This window comes from Pedobacter yulinensis (assembly GCF_003029735.1).
GTDB classification, from domain to species: domain Bacteria; phylum Bacteroidota; class Bacteroidia; order Sphingobacteriales; family Sphingobacteriaceae; genus Pedobacter; species Pedobacter yulinensis.
Genome location: NZ_KZ686268.1, coordinates 38,497 through 56,396 on the forward strand (window position 1 = coordinate 38,497; position 17,900 = coordinate 56,396).

The 17,900-nt window shown below is 50.7% G+C and carries 12 protein-coding genes and 1 tRNA gene; 7 read left to right on the top strand and 6 right to left on the bottom strand.

Annotated elements, in window-relative coordinates:
- The first annotated feature begins 47 nt into the window (after positions 1-47).
- The 4 genes from C7T94_RS00190 to C7T94_RS00205 are packed head-to-tail and all read left to right on the top strand — an operon-like array spanning position 48 to position 6,720.
- A complete protein-coding gene (locus tag C7T94_RS00190; protein ID WP_107212516.1) occupies positions 48-728 on the top strand; it encodes a LytR/AlgR family response regulator transcription factor in 681 nt (226 codons plus the stop codon).
- Positions 729-785: 57 nt separating this feature from the next.
- A complete protein-coding gene (locus tag C7T94_RS00195) occupies positions 786-4,253 on the top strand; it encodes a response regulator (protein ID WP_107212518.1) in 3,468 nt (1,155 codons plus the stop codon).
- A 1-nt stretch (position 4,254) separates the two neighbouring features.
- Entirely contained in the window at positions 4,255-5,091 is an 837-nt protein-coding gene (locus C7T94_RS00200; RefSeq protein ID WP_107212520.1) for a CheR family methyltransferase, read from the top strand.
- Positions 5,092-5,121: 30 nt separating this feature from the next.
- Complete coding sequence (locus C7T94_RS00205; protein WP_107212522.1) at positions 5,122-6,720, top strand: response regulator; 1,599 nt, start codon at positions 5,122-5,124, stop codon at positions 6,718-6,720.
- 2 nt (positions 6,721-6,722) lie between these two features.
- Here C7T94_RS00205 and pth read toward each other — a convergent pair whose 3' ends face one another.
- The 4 genes from pth to C7T94_RS00225 form a co-directional block, all read right to left on the bottom strand.
- Positions 6,723-7,283: an aminoacyl-tRNA hydrolase gene (gene pth / locus C7T94_RS00210; protein ID WP_107212524.1), complete on the bottom strand. Its 561-nt coding sequence runs from the start codon at positions 7,281-7,283 to the stop codon at positions 6,723-6,725.
- 124 nt (positions 7,284-7,407) lie between these two features.
- Positions 7,408-7,986, bottom strand: coding sequence for a 50S ribosomal protein L25/general stress protein Ctc (locus C7T94_RS00215; RefSeq protein ID WP_107212526.1), 579 nt, complete (start codon positions 7,984-7,986; stop codon positions 7,408-7,410).
- A 45-nt stretch (positions 7,987-8,031) separates the two neighbouring features.
- A complete protein-coding gene (locus C7T94_RS00220; protein WP_107212528.1) occupies positions 8,032-8,973 on the bottom strand; it encodes a ribose-phosphate pyrophosphokinase in 942 nt (313 codons plus the stop codon).
- Positions 8,974-9,051: 78 nt separating this feature from the next.
- Positions 9,052-9,122, bottom strand: a tRNA-Gln gene (locus C7T94_RS00225).
- Between the two features lie 215 nt (positions 9,123-9,337).
- On the opposite strand from C7T94_RS00225, the gene C7T94_RS00230 reads away from it, so the two are divergent.
- Positions 9,338-12,364 carry a glycosyltransferase family 117 protein gene (locus C7T94_RS00230; protein WP_107212531.1) on the top strand — a complete coding sequence of 1,009 codons (3,027 nt, stop codon included), beginning with the start codon at positions 9,338-9,340 and terminating at the stop codon, positions 12,362-12,364.
- 203 nt (positions 12,365-12,567) lie between these two features.
- Here C7T94_RS00230 and C7T94_RS00235 read toward each other — a convergent pair whose 3' ends face one another.
- Together C7T94_RS00235 and C7T94_RS00240 are read right to left on the bottom strand one after the other, a co-directional pair.
- Complete coding sequence (locus tag C7T94_RS00235; RefSeq protein ID WP_107212533.1) at positions 12,568-13,530, bottom strand: acetyl-CoA carboxylase carboxyltransferase subunit alpha; 963 nt, start codon at positions 13,528-13,530, stop codon at positions 12,568-12,570.
- Between the two features lie 88 nt (positions 13,531-13,618).
- The gene (locus tag C7T94_RS00240) at positions 13,619-15,364 is read right to left on the bottom strand and encodes a lamin tail domain-containing protein (RefSeq protein ID WP_162618499.1); all 1,746 of its coding nucleotides are present in this window, start codon (positions 15,362-15,364) and stop codon (positions 13,619-13,621) included.
- Positions 15,365-15,428: 64 nt separating this feature from the next.
- Between C7T94_RS00240 and C7T94_RS00245 the strand changes: the two genes are divergently transcribed.
- Both C7T94_RS00245 and dacB read left to right on the top strand, forming a co-directional pair.
- Positions 15,429-16,418: an aspartate-semialdehyde dehydrogenase gene (locus C7T94_RS00245; protein WP_107212537.1), complete on the top strand. Its 990-nt coding sequence runs from the start codon at positions 15,429-15,431 to the stop codon at positions 16,416-16,418.
- Positions 16,419-16,486: 68 nt separating this feature from the next.
- Positions 16,487-17,878 carry a D-alanyl-D-alanine carboxypeptidase/D-alanyl-D-alanine endopeptidase gene (gene dacB / locus C7T94_RS00250; protein ID WP_107212539.1) on the top strand — a complete coding sequence of 464 codons (1,392 nt, stop codon included), beginning with the start codon at positions 16,487-16,489 and terminating at the stop codon, positions 17,876-17,878.
- Positions 17,879-17,900: the final 22 nt, after the last annotated feature.

A 17,900-nucleotide genomic window follows, 5' to 3' on the forward strand; every position in this document is an offset into this window, starting at 1 on the left:
CGGAAAACAGAAAACGCTATCTTCAGCTCTTAAAAACGGACCACCGGATGATTGCTATTGCCATTGATGATGAGCCCATTGCGCTCGACATTATAAAATCACACGCAGGGAAGGTGCCTTTCATTGAATTGAAAGGCACCTTTACCAATGCCTTCGAGGCGCTGGCCTACCTTCAGAAAAACCCGGTTGACCTTCTCTTCCTCGACATCAAAATGCCAGATATCAGCGGAATCGACTTTCTCAGCACGCTCGCTAATCCGCCCATGGTCATCTTCACCACCGCATACAGCGAGCACGCGGTAAAAAGTTTTGAGCTGGATGCCGTAGACTACCTGTTAAAACCATTTGCGCTTTCCAGGTTTCTCAAGGCCTGCAACAAAGCGCAGCAACTGCTCGACCTGCGTACGCATGCAGGCAGCCAGAAAACGGAGCAGTCTGTCTTTATCAAAGACGGTTATGAACAGGTTCGGGTGCAGCTCGATGACATCCTCTACATTGAAGCGGGGGGCAACTATACGCAGGTTCACCTGGTAAACGGAAAAAGCATCAGTACGCGGCTGCCTATCCAGGATATGTTGCTAATGCTGCCTCCGGCCGACTTTATCCGTACCCACCGGGCCTTTATCGTTTCCAGGAACAAAATAAGCCGGTACGACCGGTACCAGGTATGGATTGGCGAAACAATGATTCCCATCAGCGCAGGATTTGCAAAATCGTTTCCTTTTTAAACGGCGTTTTTTTTTCTTCCCGCAGCGCTTATCTTTACCGGATAACTAACTGCACGTATGTCCAGATTCACTTTCCGGCAGCAGGTATTGACGGGATTTGCCGTTTCCCTGCTCTTTGTCCTCATATCAGCAGCCACGTCTTACCGCAGCGTACGTTCGCTCGATAAAGATATGGCCTGGGTTGCCCATACCTACGAGGTGATTTCGACCGTGCAGGGAATTGAACAGCATATGCTGAACGCTGAAACCGGCATGCGGGGGTATGTGATCACCCAGCGGGAAAAATACCTTGAGCCTTACCGCAACAATGTCGGCAACATCATGCCTGAGGCTGGCCGGTTAACTGAACTGGTTGCTGACAATCCGGTTCAGCACCGCATGGCAGATTCGATGGCATACTACCTCAGGCTCAAAATCGCCGATATGGCGGCGATCCTGAACGCCGACCTGCGTTCGGGAGAGCAGGCCGCACGGGCGCTCGTCATGACCGATCAGGGTAAAATTTACAAGGACAAAGTACTCGCCATCAGCCAGCAACTGATCAGGCAGGAAAGAAAGCTGCTCGAAGAACGTAAAGCTGCCATGGAACAAAGCCAGACCCGAACGACCTGGATCGTTACGCTCAGTGCGCTGATCATCTTCCTGCTTATCCTGTATCTTTTCTCCTTTATTCAGCGTACGTTCAGACAGCAAAAACAGACTGAAAATCAGATTCGCCATACGAACGAAGAACTGACGGCGATCTCGGCTGAAAATGAGCATCGCAACTGGCTGCTTACGGGCGCATCGAACGTTTACCAGGCCATGCGTGGCGTTCAGGACCTGGAAAAATTAGCTGAACGCGTGGTTGCTGCCCTTTGTAAGAATGTGGGGGCCATTATTGGTGGTATCTACAGCCGGCAGCACGGGCAGGAAAGTTTTGTGTTATCAGGTGCTTTTGCCTTTGAGAAGAAACGGGAATACCGGAAACCCATTGCAGCCGGAGAAGGCCTCGTCGGTACAGTCGCCCTTGAGAAACAGCCCCGATTACTGAGCCAAATACCTGAAAATTACATCAAGGTATCTTCGGGTCTAGGAAATACCTCCCCTTCTTACCTGTACCTTGTGCCAGTGGTTTTCAAAGATGAAACGATTGCCGTTATCGAGCTGGGCTTTATACACCGGCCTGAAGAACGCCGCCTGGCATTGCTCCAAAACGTGACTGAAAGTATTGGCATTGCGATGAACAGCGCCAACGAACGGCAGCTGCTCCAGAATTTGTTCGATCAGACGCAGCAGCAAGCCGAGGAACTGGAAAGCCAGCAGGAGGAATTGCGCACTACCAACGAAGAGCTGATGCAGAAAACGGAAATGCTGCAGGCATCTGAAGAAGAATTGCGCGTGCAACAGGAAGAGTTGACGCAGACAAATGCAGAACTGGAAGAAAAGGCCCAGCTGCTCGAAGAGCAAAACCATTTCATCAACGAAGCAAAAGATGCCATTTCAGCAAAGGCCGCCGAACTGGAATTGACCGGCAAATACAAATCGGAGTTCCTGGCCAACATGAGCCATGAGTTACGTACGCCGCTCAACAGCATCCTGATCCTGGCGCGCATACTCAGGGAGAATAAAACTGCGAACCTGACACCCGAACAGATTAAATATGCCGGTGTGATACACAATGCAGGCAACGACCTGCTGGTGCTGATCAATGATATCCTAGATTTGTCAAAGATCGAATCGGGCAAACTGGATCTGCTGATCGAACCACTTCACCCTGAAGAGATAAAGACCAACCTCGAGCTGCTGTTCGATGAAGTGGCAAAAAACAAGAATGTGGGGTTCTCGATCGACCTGTCGCCAAACCTGCCCGCACGCATTGTTTCAGACAAGACGCGGCTTGAACAGGTCATCAAAAACCTTTTGTCGAATGCCTTTAAGTTCACACCTGAACAGGGCAGCATCAGGGTTTCCATTGCTCCTGCAGCGCCAGATACCCCGTATTATCAGCCCGAAACGGGAACAAACGGCCGAATGCTGGCCATCGCTGTATCTGATACCGGCATTGGCATTCCTGAAGACAAACAAAAACTTATCTTCGAAGCATTCCAGCAGGCCGACGGGTCTACGAACCGCAAATACGGTGGCACAGGCCTGGGCTTGTCGATCAGCCGTGAGCTGGCCCGGCTGCTTGGCGGGGAGATACAAGTGCAAAGCCACGTGGGACAGGGGAGCACCTTTACCCTCTTCATCCCTGAACAGCTTGCTGAGACCAGCGCAACGGAAATTGAGGAGCAGCATATCAAACCACCTGATGCGCCTGTACAACTCAGCCCCGAAGCCTTCCCTGTCATCGCGGGCGAAGGCAAACGCATCCTGATCGTTGAAGACGACACGGGTTTTGCCGATATTCTCGCCGATTACGCTCGTGAAAAGGGCTATGAACCACTCGTGGCGCACAGTGGCGATACGGGTCTTGAGCTGGCCCAAAAAGAACGTCCGGACGCCATCATTCTCGACATTATGCTCCCGGTCATGAGCGGGTGGACCATCATTAAAAAACTGAAGTCAGATCCGCTTACGCGCGACATTCCGGTGCACATGATGTCTGCAGGCGAAGGCAGCCAAACCAAAGCGCAGCATGAAGGCGCCATTGGTTTCCTGCAAAAGCCACTCAAGCTGCAGGACCTGGATCACCTGTTCGGGCAATTGAATGCCCGGGCCGATTACAGGCTCAAGAATGTGCTGCTCATCGAGGACCAGGAAACACAAAGCAATGCGCTGCGCGATCAGCTGCTTGGCAGGGGAATTGGCGTGGCACAGGCCTACACCGGCAAAGAGGCGCTGCAATTTACTGAAGAACAGGACTTTGACTGCATCATCCTCGATCTCAGGCTACCGGATACAGACGGTTTCGCCTTGCTCGATACGCTTAAAAGCCGCGACAAACTTAAAGATATTCCGGTAGTCATCAATACGGCCAAGGAACTTGACCGGGATGAAATTGCACGAATCCAGAAACATACCCAGTCTATGGTCTTGAAGACAAGCAAGTCCAATGACCGCCTGCTGGATGAGGTGAGCCTGTTTATCAACAAACTAAAAAACCAGGATATGGAACGCAGGTCTGCAGCTACCCGCGCGGTCAAGAGCGTTTCGACCATTGAAAAAGCCCTGAAGGGCAAAAACATCCTGATTACAGACGATGACATGCGAAATATTTTTGCCTTGTCAAGCGCGCTTCAGGAATATGAGATGAACATCATCATTGCTACAAACGGCCGGGAGGCACTTGAGAAGCTGGAAGAACACCCGCAAACAGACATGGTGCTCATGGATGTGATGATGCCTGAGATGGATGGGTATGAAGCCATGCAGAAAATACGTGAACAGTCTAAATACAGCAGGCTGCCCATCATTGCCCTTACAGCCAAGGCCATGAAAAACGACCGGGAGAAATGTATCGAAGCAGGCGCGAACGATTATATTTCAAAACCGGTCGAAATGGAAAAACTTCTTTCCATGATGCGGGTTTGGTTAAGTTAGTATGCTTTCGCCCAATAAGTACCCCGAAACCATCAGCAACCAGGAGCTGGAAGCGCTGATTGCGCTGATCCGGAACGTGCATGGTTTCGATTTTGGCCATTACAGCCGTGCTTCGCTGAAACGCCGGGTACTGAAGATCATGGCGGTAGACCACCTGAATCTGTTCGACCTGCGGATGATGCTCACCAACAACCCGCAGTTCTTTGAGCAGTTCCTGATCGATATCACTGTCAACGTGACCGAGATGTTTCGTGATCCGGAGTTCTATAAGTCGGTAAGGCAGCACGTGGCACCCTACCTGAGCAGTTATCAGAAGATCAGGGTATGGAATGCAGGCTGCTCGACCGGCGAAGAATTGTATTCGTTTGCCATCCTTTTTCATGAAGAACAGCTGTATGAACGCAGTTTTTTTTACGGAACAGACATCAATTCTGAAGTGATCGAACACGCGAAAAGCGGCATTTACGACCTGCAGAAAATGAAGGTTTACTCTGAAAATTACCTGCTTTCTGGCGCCAGTCATTCCCTCTCGGAATATTACACCGCACGCTACGGGGCGGCCGCGCTTAAAAGGGAGCTCAAAAAGAACGCTTTATTTTCAATACACAACCTGGCTTCCGACGGAATTTTCAACGAGTTCCAGCTCATCTCCTGCCGCAACGTGCTGATATACTTTGACATTGAGCTTCAGATCAAAGTCATCGAACTATTTTACAATAGTTTAGCTACTTTTGGCTTTTTGTGTCTGGGATCTAAAGAAACCCTGCGAAGTTCGGCCCTTTCGGCAAATTTCAGGATTGTTGACCGGAAACAGAACATTTATCAGAAAATAAGTTAGATAAAGAAACGATTGTTAAACACATCCCCGATGGAAAAAATCAATGTTTTACTGGTCGACGACCGGCCGGAAAACATCATTGCGCTCGAGGCACTGCTTGACCGGCCCGATATCAATATCATTTCTACCACGATGCCGAACGAAGCTTTGCGCATTTGCTGGGAAAAAGATATTGCGATCGCGTTGATCGACGTTCAGATGCCTGAAATGGATGGCTTCGAGCTCGTGGAGATCCTGAAAAGCAATCCCCGTACCCAGCAGATCCTCTTTATATTCGTTACGGCCATCTCGAAAGAAACAAAATATGCGGTAAAAGGACTGAACACGGGCGCCGTAGACTATCTGTATAAACCCCTGGATCCTTTCGTCACCTCTGCAAAAGTAGACGCATTTGTCCAGCTGGTGCGGGTGCAGCGGGAGCTCAGACAAAAAAACATCCTCCTCGAAAAAGCGCAGAGAGACCTGATCGTTGCCAAAGAGGAAGCCGAACAGGGAAAGAAAATAAAGGAAAACTTCCTGGCCAACATGAGCCATGAGATCCGTACACCAATAAATGGCATAATCGGACTGGTGTCGCTGCTGCAGCAAAGCGACCTGCCGGAGGCCGAAAAAGAAATGCTGCAGTTGTTGCAGGTTTCTTCAGATTCGCTATTAGGCGTGATCAATGACATCCTGGACCTTTCGAAGATTGAATCCGGCAAGTTCAGGATCAGCCTTTCTGCAAATGAAATAGACAAGGTCTGCAAGGCCGTAATCAACTTGCTCAATATCAGGGCACGCGAAAAAAACATCAAGCTCGTGTTTTTCAGCGACCCGCTGCTGCCGGCCAAAGTCATGCTCGATTCGCTGCGGTTGAACCAGATCCTGATGAACCTGATCGGGAATGCAATCAAGTTTACAGACCCGGGGGGCTCGGTCTCGCTCGATGCCCGTTTGCTGGATAAAAAAGGCGACAATGTGCAGGTCGAGTTTCGGGTAACAGACACCGGGATCGGCATTGCGAAAGAAAACCTGACGCGCATTTTCGATTCATTTGAGCAAGCCGATGAACAGACAACTGTCCGGTTCGGCGGTACGGGCCTGGGATTATCGATCGTCAAAAAACTCGCAGAACTGATGGGTGGGATTATGCATGTGGAAAGCGAATCAGGCAAAGGCAGCAGTTTTTCATTTACCAACTGGTACCAGGTTGTCGAAGACAGTGAAAAGACGCCGGCCGCGACCGGCAATGCCGTGTTGCCTAAGTTAGACGGGCTGCAGGTGCTTGTTGCAGAAGATAACCCGATCAACAAGTTCCTGATCATGAAGATTCTGAAAGACTGGAATATTCAGGCAGACGCTGTAGATGACGGCCAGCAGGCCCTGGACAAGCTGGCCAGGCATCCGTACGACCTGGTGTTAATGGACACCTACATGCCGGTCATGAACGGACTGGAAGCCATCAGGCTGATCCGGGACGGACACATTCCGGGTAAAGAGCGGATCCCGATCATTACGTTCTCGGCGGCGGTGATGGAATCTGACCGGGAAAACGCGATCAATGCGGGCGCAGATGATATACTGGGCAAGCCGTTCGACCAGCAGATCCTGCACGAGAAGATCATTTATTACACCCGTAAGCCCGGATAGTATTATTTATTAAAATCTGTCATGGTCCGGGCCGGGCCGATCGTTACAAAACTCTTGATCAGTTCAACACTTTTATCGATGAGTGCAGGCAATTCTGCCTGCTCATCCCTGTCAAATAGGGACAATACAAAATCGGCTTGCCGGCCTTTCGGGAAATTATCGCCGATGCCAAAGCGCAGCCGTGCGTAGTTCTGGCCGCCGCATACCGACTCAATACTTTTGAGGCCATTGTGGCCGGCGCTGCTTCCCTGCAGCTTCAGGCGCAGCTTACCCAGGGGGAGGGCCAGGTCGTCGACCACCACCAGCACATTTTCGGGCGCAATTTTGAGCTCGCGCATCCAGTAGTTAACGGCTTTGCCGCTTAGGTTCATATACGTGGTGGGCTTGATCACGTGCAGCTTTTTTCCCTTGTAACCCACTTCGGCATAATAGGCCAGTTTCAGGTTTTCGAAACTGCCGTCAAGTTCTTTGACAAGCTGGTCTGCAATGTCAAAACCAATGTTGTGGCGCGTGTGCGCATACTCTGCCCCAATATTCCCGAGGCCTACGATCAGGTATTTCATCTTTTAAAATTCTGCGGAAGCGCTGTTCCTGCAAATGTAAGAACGTGCACCGGAGCGGCAAATGATTGCATAAAAAAACAGCACCGCATGGCGGTGCTGTTTTGGCAACCGGCAGCCAAAGGAATTATTTTCCTTTTGCCTCGTTTTCAGCTTGTTTCAACGCTCTTGACATACCTACAGATACGATGGTATCTTCTGGGGTATTGGTAATGACATAGCTTTCGCTTTTCAGGTCGCGAACGCGGATCAGGTGACCAACTTCCATTGAAGAAATATCTACTTCTACATTTTGCGGCATATCTTTCGGAAGCGCTTTTACGCGCAGCTTGCGAAGTTTCTGGATCAGTTTACCACCCATTTTAACACCTGGAGAAGTACCGGTGAGTTTAACAGGGATTTCCATGTTGATGATCTTGTCATCGAACAATTGAAGGAAGTCTACGTGCAGCAACTGGTCAGTTAACGGATGGAACTGAAGTTCCTTGATAATGGCCTTTGATTTGGTACCGTCAATGTCGATCTCTACGAATGTTGCATCGGGAGTATAGATGGCATCTTTCAGCTCGGTGGTTACTACAGCAAAGTGTTTCTGCTCTTTTCCACCATACAATACCGCAGGCACTTTACCTTCGTAGCGAAGTTCCTTGGCATCGCGTTTCCCTACGTTCTCTCTTGGAGAACCGCTAATTGCGATTGTTTTCATGTTATATATATTTATTGATAATGCTAATTTGTTGCCTTTTGGGCGTTATACTTTAAACAGGTCGCTGATCGATGCATGTTCGTTTACATTTGCTATGGCGCGTGCAAACAGGTCTGCTGTGCTCAGCACCCGGATTTTGCTGCTTTCCCGCTTCAGCGGAATGGTGTCGGTAACGATCAGTTCCGAAAGCATTGAATTTTCTACAGTTTCTATCGCTTTTCCCGATAACACTGCATGTGTACAAACCGCCCGTACGCTTTTTGCCCCGTTTTCCATGATCAGCGCAGCCGCTTTAGACAGCGTGCCTGCTGTATCGCAAATGTCATCGATCAGCACAATGTCCTGGCCGGTTACATCGCCGATAATTGACATGGATTCTACTTCGTTGGCCCTTTTTCTGCGTTTATCGCAGATTACTACTTCCGCATTGAAAAACTTCGCGAAAGTACGGGCCCGGTATGATCCGCCCATATCGGGCGATGCGATGGTCAGGTTCTCCAGCCCGAGGCTTTTGATATATGGCACAAAAATAACTGAACCGTCCAGGTGGTCTACCGGGATGTCAAAAAAGCCCTGAATCTGGGCTGCATGAAGATCCATGGTCATGATGCGGTGAATACCGGCAGAGCGAAGCAGGTTGGCAACCAGCTTGGCGCCGATGGCTACACGCGGTTTGTCTTTCCTGTCCTGCCTGGCCAGGCCATAATAAGGAACAACAGCCGTAATGTAATGCGCAGACGCTCTTTTAGCAGCATCGATCATGAGCAGCAATTCAATCAGATTGTCTGAGGGCTGACAGGTAGACTGGATCAAAAAAACATCGCAGCCGCGAACCGATTCATCAAATGAGGGTTGAAACTCCCCGTCGCTGAACTTGCTGAGCGTGGTGGCACCAAGTGGCTTACCGTATTGCTCGGCAATTTTCTGGGCCAGATCCTTTGTGCCGGAACCGGCAAAAAGTTTAACGGGGTTAAATTGCAGTGGCATGATGTCTTTCTATCAATGCGGTTAAAAAAAAACGGATCATGTGGTTTTGAAAATACACGATCCGATAATCTAAATTTGTTGCCCGACCTGGATTCGAACCAAGACGCACGGTACCAAAAACCGTTGTACTACCCTTATACTATCGGGCAAACTGCCATTTAAAAGGAGGTCTCTTAAACGGAATGCAAATCTAGGCAGCTTATTCCATATCTGCAAATATGTTTTCAAATAATTTAACGTAAGTTGATTCTGAACGGGTTGCGTGCTTCAAGACCTTAAAAACCTAGAAGGTTTGAACTAATTTCTTTATTTTCGGCAGCACTTTCAGTATTGAAACAGAATCTGTCATTATTATCCATAAGAAATGAACTATACGAAAACGAACAATATCGCCGGATGGGCCTGTTTTGTGATCGCTACTTTGTCTTACATCCTTACCCTCGAGCCTTCTGTTAGCTTCTGGGACTGCGGTGAGTTTATCGCATCGGCACTTCGCATGCAGGTTGTACACCAGCCCGGAGCCCCGCTGTTCCTGATGATCCAGCGCTTTTTCTCTATTTTCGCCGGCGGAGACCTGACCCAGGTTGCCTGGTGGATGAATGTTGGTTCGGCAGTTGCCAGCGGTGCAACCATTCTCTTTCTATTCTGGACCATCACCGCGCTTGCAAAAAAAGTACTCATCAAACCGGGCGAAGCAGTATCGACCGGCAACATGGTATCCATCATCGGTGCCGGCCTTGTGGGTGCGCTTGCCTACACCTATTCAGACAGTTTCTGGTTTTCGGCTGTTGAATCTGAAGTATATGCGCTTTCATCGCTTTTTACCGCCATCGTTTTCTGGGCCATTCTGAAGTGGGAAGCACATGCAGATGAGCCACGGGCCGACCGCTGGCTGCTTTTTATTGCCTACATCATGGGCCTTTCGATCGGCATTCACCTGCTCAACCTGCTCACTATTCCCGCACTTGCCTTTGTATATTATTTTAAACGCTATAAAACCCACACCACATCGGGAATGTTCAAAACCTTCCTGATCGGCTGCCTGATTTTGGGCATTATCCAGTACGGCGTGATCCAGTACCTGGTTTCGTTTGGCGCCTATTTCGACCTGTTTTTCGTAAACACGCTGGGTCTGGGTTTTGGTACAGGAGTTTTGTTTTTCGCTGTCCTGCTCATCGGCGCGCTGGTCTGGGCTATCCGGTATTCGATCAAACACCAGCACAAAATTCTTAACCTCTCGCTCCTGTCGCTCGTGCTGATTATTTTCGGTTATGCCTCATTTGCCATGATCATTATTCGTGCAAAGGCAGATCCCAACCTGAACAACAGTGATCCTGATAATGCCTTTTCTTTCCTGAGCTACCTGAACCGGGAGCAGTACGGCGACCGCCCGCTGCTTTTCGGACCAAACTTCAATTCTGAGAAGGTAGGCATCGAGGAGGGCAAAACGTTATACCGCAAGGGAAATGAAAAATATGAATCGGCCGGAAAAAAAACCGATTACAAGTACGACAGCACAACCCCGCTTCCGCGTATGTACAGCGACCAGGGTGGCCACCCCGAGTTTTACAAGGAATGGATGCGCCTGGCAGACGACCAGAAACCTACCCTCATTCACAACGTGGGCTTCTTGTTTTCATACCAGATCGGCTACATGTACATGCGGTATTTCTTCTGGAACTTTGTAGGCCGGCAGAACGACGAGCAGGGACAAGGGAGCAATTTTGAGGGCAACTGGATCACAGGCATCAAGGCGATCGATGCCGCACGGCTTGGCAACCAGGATAACCTGCCCCCGTCTATCAAAGACAGCAACGCTCACAATAAATTTTACGGACTGCCCCTTATCCTGGGCCTGATCGGTATTTTCTGGCATTTTAAACGCGACGCGAAGAATGCGGGCATTGTAGGTCTCCTGTTCTTTTTTACAGGTGTGGCCATTGTACTATACCTGAACCAGAAGCCGCTCGAACCACGGGAACGTGACTACGCATATGCAGGTTCGTTTTATGCATATGCCATCTGGATCGGTCTGGGTGTAATTGCCCTTAGAGAATGGGTTTTTAAGAAACTCAGCCCCGCAGCCGGCGCCGGTATAGCTGTCGTGGTGGGTTTACTTGCCGGACCGGTCATTATGGCCGCAGAAGGCTGGGATGACCACGACCGTTCCACAAAAATGGTTGCGCACGATATTGCTTACGATTACCTGCAGTCCTGCGCACCGAATGCAATTATTTTTACCTACGGTGATAACGACACTTACCCGCTCTGGTATATTCAGGAGGTAGAAAACGTACGTCCTGATGTGCGGATCGTGAACCTGAGTTTATTTGACACCGACTGGTACATCAACGGCATGAAGCAGAAACAAAATGAATCTGCACCGCTACCGATCAGCATGAAGGCAGAACAGTATGTGCAGGGCGTTCGTGATGTCATGTATTACCAGGATTACAAGATTGCACAGAGCCAGGAGCTGAAAGACGTGGTCGACTTCCTGCTGTCTGACGCAGAAGAGGCAAAAATCTCTTTACAGGACGGCAGTAAAACAAACTTTATACCGACTAAGAAACTAAAAATGACGGTCAATCCGGACGAGGTAATCAGCTCGGGAACAGTTCCCGCTGCACAGCGCGACCGCATTGCACCTGAAATAGACTGGACTTTCAACAAAAATTATGTGACCAAAGGAACGCTGGCCATGTTCGATATCCTGGCGCACAACCAATGGAAACGCCCGATCTATTTTGCCACAACTGTGCCTTCAGAGCAGTTTAACGGGCTGGATAATTACCTGTACAACGAAGGCTTAGCCTTGCGGCTGATGCCTTTCAAACCTGATACAACAGCTGCCGCCCGCGGTGAGCTGGTTAACACCGACGCCATGTACGAGCATGTAATGAACCGGTTCAAATGGGGTAATATGACAACGGCGAAATACCTGGACCCACAGTCTTCTGATGATACGTTTATCATGACCAGCATGTTCAACAACCTGATCTCGGCGCTTATCAGGGAAGGCCGGACGGCAGATGCGCTTAAAGCAGTTGCCAAATACGAACAGGTTATCCCAAAAAGATTCTACAGCATGAATTCTGTTATCGGCAAATATTACATGGCCGAGAACCTCTATACCCTGAAGCAAACCGAAAAAGCCAACGCGCTGGTACGGTCAACTGCAGATTTTATCAAAAAGGAACTCACCTACCTGGCCGACGTATCGCAAAGCAAGAACAGCCTGAACGGAAGCCAGCACGTACAGCGCGGCCTGTATATCTTCAACATGATGATCCAGGCAACCGCCGTGAACAACCAGAAACAGCTGAACGCACAGCTTGAAAAAGACTTCATGGCGCTGCAAAGCAGGTTTGCCATGTATTTTTCGGAATAAGAAAAACACATTTAGTCACCGAAAGCCGGCTACCCGCCGGCTTTTTTATTTTACAGGTGAACTGGAAGGGTGTGGTTCAGGGCGCAATATTCATGTGCATTTCGCGGCGTTAAACGGGACGGCAAGGTTTGCCGTTGTCTGGGAGCAGCAAACAAAAAGCCCGAAATAAATTCCGGGCCTGTATTTTAATGCAGATAAAGTCGCTATTCCTGGACAACGCCCATGGCGCAAAACTTATCGATCCTGCTTGCAATCAGTTTGTCGGTCTTTTCTTTACTAAGCACGCCCAGGTCTTTCAGAATGGTATCTTTCAGGGTAGCAGCCATAGCTTCGGGGTCCTGGTGCGCGCCGCCAAGCGGCTCAGCCACCACACCATCGATCAGCCCGTTTTTGAACATATCGTTCGAGGTCAATTTCAGGCAATCTGCAGCCCGCTCCTTGTAATCCCAGCTGCGCCAGAGAATGGATGAGCAGGATTCGGGCGAAATCACAGAGTACCAGGTGTGCTCGAGCATGTAAACTTTATCACCGATGCCAATTCCGAGTGCACCACCCGAGGCGCCCTCGCCTACGATAAAGCACAGAATGGGAACACGCAGCACCGACATTTCCAGCAGGTTTCTGGCGATGGCTTCGCCCTGCCCGCGCTCTTCAGCTTCCAGGCCCGGGTAAGCACCCATGGTGTCGATAAAAGTAACGACCGGTTTATTGAATTTCTCGGCAAGCCGCATGAGCCGGAGCGCCTTGCGGTAGCCTTCGGGGTTCGCCATGCCGAAGTTGCGGAACTGGCGTTCTTTTGTGTTCTTGCCCTTCTGATGACCAATGATCATCACACTCTGACCGCCGATGGTTCCGAAACCGCCTACAATTGCTTTATCGTCCCTGACCGTACGGTCGCCATGCAGCTCGATAAAATCATCGCAGATCATGTTGATGTAGTCCAGCGTCTGCGGGCGGTCGGCATGTCTTGACATCTGCACTTTCTGCCATCCCGTGAGGTTGTTATAAAGTACTGAACTTGTCTGCGCCAGCCGGTCTTCAAGCTCCTGAAGTGTAGCCGACATGTCGACTTTTGTCTTATCTGCAACCTGCTTTACCTTTTCGATCTGCTGGACCAGATCGGCCAGTGGTTTCTCGAAATCAAATGATGTTTTGATATATGCCATAATCGGGCTGTAAAATTACACATAATATTTTACATACAAATACATGCATTTACGCGGCATCTGCAAACTTTCTGCCGCCTGGCCTTGCTTAATTCAGGTTTCTGGCCAATACGCAGGCTTTGTGCGTGCTGAATCTTGTCCCTTTCAGGCCGAAAGAGGAGAAGTGAACAAGGTACACCCCCGCGGGGCATGGCCTTCCCTGTTCATCGCGCCCATCCCACTCAACGGTGCCAGTCCCGCCGGCTACTTCATTTCGAAGCAGGATACGGATTTTGACCCCACGGTCGGTATAAACCGTCAAAGTAGCCAGGTTGTCGGGCGCCGCGAGCTTGTAATGAACCGGCAATACATCGGCCCTGCCGTCACCGTCCGGGGAGAAGGTCGTTACGCCGAGCACGACCCGGTTTATTTGGGAACTGTCTGCCTGGCGGGAATTGCGGTACCCGGGTGTGGCATATCCGGCGGCAGCCGACGCACTGCTAAAATTGCCGGTAATGAAGGCTGGCTGGTTAAAATCGGACCGCTCGAGCGAAACACCTTTCATATTCTGCAGCAGCGGATGGTGCATGCCTTCTGTATAATCCAAACGGTCAATGAGCCGGCCGTTCTGTAGCAACAGCACGCTCCCTGACTGATTGTAATACGCAGGAAGCCGGCCCACGCCGACGAGCATTGCGGCCGGGGCCTGCGGATACTGTCCCGACAGCATCGCCGGATTGATCGAGAAAGCGCGATAGGAGCCGGCGTCGGCAAGCAGGGCGGTTGCAGAAAGCGGCCTGATGTCTGCCGGTTTGCCAAGGGTGTCGGCCCGCGCAAGGTGCAGACCGGAAAGATCGAGTGTTTTTGCCGAGGCGTTGTACAGTTCGACGAAATCGACTCCGCCCGGTCGTGGGTTGCAGAGCAACTCGCTGATCAGGACATCGCCGGGTGCAATGGTATCTGGTACGAAAAGGGCGCATTCACCTCGTGCCGGCGGGCGGCCCGCACAGTCGCGCAAGCCGGGAGTACTGATCAGATACTCCCGATTGCGGGGTATGCTGCCGGCAAAATTTAACCTGACCTTCCGGAAATCTGTATCTTCAGGGACAACCGTTGCCGGCGCTCCCATGCCGTTGTTCACTTTGTAGCTGGCCGGACGCAAGGATGTGGCCGTATCAGGTTCGCCTGAAAAGGCCAGGATGATGCTGCTGTCGCCGGCCACTGCGGCAGCAGCAAGTATAACCGGCGGCGCCTGATCGTGGAAACCGGCCACCGTGTTCATGCGTCCGGGTGTTATGCCGCCCGCGTCTGTGCAGGGCAACCAGTTCTGCCTGCCCCCGCAAGTACCGCCGGCCTTGATGCGTTCGAGGCTGAGGCCCTTCGACGGACTTGCCCGGTACCAACCGAGGTCATAACGGACCTGGTCAGCGATCCGTCCTTCCGCATCGCTCAGCGTCAGCATGTCTTCATCATTGTTTAGTGCCGGCCAGGGCGATATTCCGTGTACTTTGCCAAACCGGCCCAGTGCAGCCACGTCAGCGTTGCTGCAAATGAGCAGAAAGGCACCCGGCGCAAGCGTATCGGCACCGAAAACCGCCTTGCTGCGCAGATCTGAAAAACTCCATCCGGTCAGCACAACCGGCTCAGTCGAAGGGTTCCACAATTCCACAAATTCCTGCACAGGCAACAAAGCGTTACCGCCGGGGTTTGCAAAAATCTCATTGATCACAATCGTTTCGCCGGCGCGAAGCGCAAACGAGCGCGCCGGCCGCGCTGTGTCATAAAAATCGCAGGAAAATGCAGCAGAAGCGATTTTAGCCCAGCAGATCAATAGAATAAGACTGAAATTTCGCATATTTGGAATCATAAAAAAACTCACTTATAACTACAAATTTAAAAATTAATTAAAAATTAAAGAAATGAAAGTCGCAGTTGTTGGTGCTACCGGATTGGTCGGTACCGTCATGTTAAAAGTACTGGAGGAGAGAAACTTCCCCTTAACCGAACTGATTCCCGTAGCCTCTGAAAAGAGCGTTGGTAAGGAAATCACGTTCAAGGGTAAGCAGTTCCCCATCGTTAGCATGGACACTGCCATTTCCATGAAACCAGATATCGCCCTCTTTTCTGCCGGCGGCAGTACATCGCTGGAGCATGCCCCGCGCTTTGCCGAAGCAGGAACCACAGTCATTGACAATTCATCAGCCTGGCGCATGGATCCGTCAAAAAAACTGATCGTGCCCGAAGTAAACGCCTATGAGCTGTCTATAGACGATAAGATCATTGCCAATCCGAACTGTTCAACCATCCAGATGGTGGTTGCGCTGAAGCCTCTGCACGATGCGTTCAAGATCAAACGTGTGGTTGTTTCGACCTATCAGTCTGTAACCGGAACCGGCGTAAAGGCGGTTACCCAGCTCATGGATGAGCGCCAGGGTGTAGAGGGAGAAAAAGCATATCCTTACCAGATCGACCTGAACGTATTGCCGCACATTGATGTCTTTACTGAGAACGGTTATACGAAGGAAGAAATGAAAATGGTCAAAGAGACCAACAAGATCATGGGCGATGACAGCATCCGGGTAACGGCAACTACGGTACGTATCCCGGTCATGGGCGGACACTCTGAATCAGTAAACATCGAGTTTGATAGCGAATTCGAACTGGAAGATGTGCGCACTATCCTGGATAAGGCTCCGGGTGTTGTGGTGATAGACGATGTGGCCAACCTGAAATACCCGATGCCAAAAGATGCACATGAAAAAGACGAAGTATTTGTGGGCCGGATCCGGCGCGATGAATCGCAGCCCAAGACCCTGAACATGTGGATTGTAGCAGACAACCTGCGCAAGGGCGCGGCCACTAATGCCGTTCAGATCGCTGAGTTCCTGGTCCAGAAAGAGCTGGTCTAGAACTTGCAGAACCAAAACATATAACCAGATGTGGTGCCTGAGGGCATCACATTTTTTATTTCAGCAGGATGCATTTCAGAAAGATCTTTTGCCTTCTTATCGCCCTGGCCCCCTTATCGGCCATGCCCCAGAACCGGATTGAAAACGTTGAAAAAGCCTTTGAACGTTTCCTGGCCGACGAACAGTGCCGGTACGCGTCGGCATCGCTCTGCGTACTGGATGCGGCCTCGGGCAAACTGCTGTATGGTGCCAATGAACATACCGGTCTGGCCACCGCATCGACGCTTAAGACCATTACGGCCGCTACGGCTTTTTCTCTGCTCGGAAAAGATTTTCGTTACCAGACCACTCTGGGCTATAGCGGAAGGATCGAAAACGGCGTATTGAAAGGCGACCTGATCATCACAGGAGGCGGCGATCCGACGCTTGGCTCCTGGCGGTACGAACAAAGCCGTGAAAATGTGGTCTTAAGTCAGTGGGTAGCCGCAATCCGGGCAGCCGGTATCCGCGAAATCAGCGGCACCGTCATTGGCGATGACAGTGCCTGGGGCACGCAGACCACACCTGATGGCTGGACCTGGCAGGAAATCGGCAATTACTATGGTGCAGGCGCATCGGCGCTGAGCTGGCGTGAAAACCAATTCGATATCCACCTGCGGGCAGCGAATGCCTCGGTGATCAAAGCCCAACCAGAAATGCCCTACATCCGGATCGTAAATGAGCTGAAAACGGGTGCAGCTGGCTCTGGCGATAACGCCTATGCCTACCTGCCTCCGTTTGGCAATCTGGCTTACCTGCGCGGCACCTGGGCCAGCGACATCCGTAAAAGCGGTATTTCTGTTGCATTGCCTGACCCTGCTTACGACTGTGCTTACCGCCTGCAGGATACCATGAAGAGACTTGGAATCCGTTCGGCCGCTGCGACCACTTCCCGGTTGCTTGCGCTCGAACAAAAGACAACCCCGCCGGTTGTACAGAAGCTTTCAACGATCACATCGCCCAGCCTTTCTGAAATTGTTTACTGGTTTGAGAAAAAGAGCATCAACCTTTTTGGTGAACACCTGTTGCGTACCCTGGCCTGGAAATCGGGCCGGCCAGCGGGAACGCGGGAGGGCGCCCGCACACTGGTTAACTTCTGGGCAGAAAAGGGCATTGACCGCAATGCCCTGAATATTGTTGACGGCAGTGGTCTTTCGCCGGCTAACCGGGTAACTACCCGGGCCATGGCCACTATCCTTTTCCAGGCACAGAAAGAATCCTGGTTCGCTGATTTCTATAAAGCACTTCCTGAGTATAACGGGATGAAGATCAAAAGCGGAACCATATCTGACGTCTCGGCTTTTGCAGGTTACCACACCGACCGCAGCGGCAATAAATATGTCGTAGTGATCAATGTCAACAACTACTCAGGTTCAGGCATCAACCGGAAATTGTTCCAGGTACTGGATGCACTCAAGTAAACCCTATATCCTGATTTTTATA

Bases quoted from the DNA above. Each gene is read 5' to 3' on its own strand.
- C7T94_RS00195 (WP_107212518.1), top strand. From the start codon at position 786: ATGTCCAGATTCACTTTCCGGCAGCAGGTATTGACGGGATTTGCCGTT.
- C7T94_RS00215 (WP_107212526.1), bottom strand. From the start codon at position 7,986: ATGAAAACAATCGCAATTAGCGGTTCTCCAAGAGAGAACGTAGGGAAA.
- C7T94_RS00200 (WP_107212520.1), top strand. From the start codon at position 4,255: ATGCTTTCGCCCAATAAGTACCCCGAAACCATCAGCAACCAGGAGCTG.
- C7T94_RS00205 (WP_107212522.1), top strand. From the start codon at position 5,122: ATGGAAAAAATCAATGTTTTACTGGTCGACGACCGGCCGGAAAACATC.
- C7T94_RS00245 (WP_107212537.1), top strand. From the start codon at position 15,429: ATGAAAGTCGCAGTTGTTGGTGCTACCGGATTGGTCGGTACCGTCATG.
- C7T94_RS00230 (WP_107212531.1), top strand. From the start codon at position 9,338: ATGAACTATACGAAAACGAACAATATCGCCGGATGGGCCTGTTTTGTG.
- C7T94_RS00235 (WP_107212533.1), bottom strand. From the start codon at position 13,530: ATGGCATATATCAAAACATCATTTGATTTCGAGAAACCACTGGCCGAT.
- dacB (WP_107212539.1), top strand. From the start codon at position 16,487: ATGCATTTCAGAAAGATCTTTTGCCTTCTTATCGCCCTGGCCCCCTTA.
- C7T94_RS00240 (WP_162618499.1), bottom strand. From the start codon at position 15,364: ATGCGAAATTTCAGTCTTATTCTATTGATCTGCTGGGCTAAAATCGCT.
- C7T94_RS00220 (WP_107212528.1), bottom strand. From the start codon at position 8,973: ATGCCACTGCAATTTAACCCCGTTAAACTTTTTGCCGGTTCCGGCACA.
- C7T94_RS00190 (WP_107212516.1), top strand. From the start codon at position 48: ATGATTGCTATTGCCATTGATGATGAGCCCATTGCGCTCGACATTATA.
- pth (WP_107212524.1), bottom strand. From the start codon at position 7,283: ATGAAATACCTGATCGTAGGCCTCGGGAATATTGGGGCAGAGTATGCG.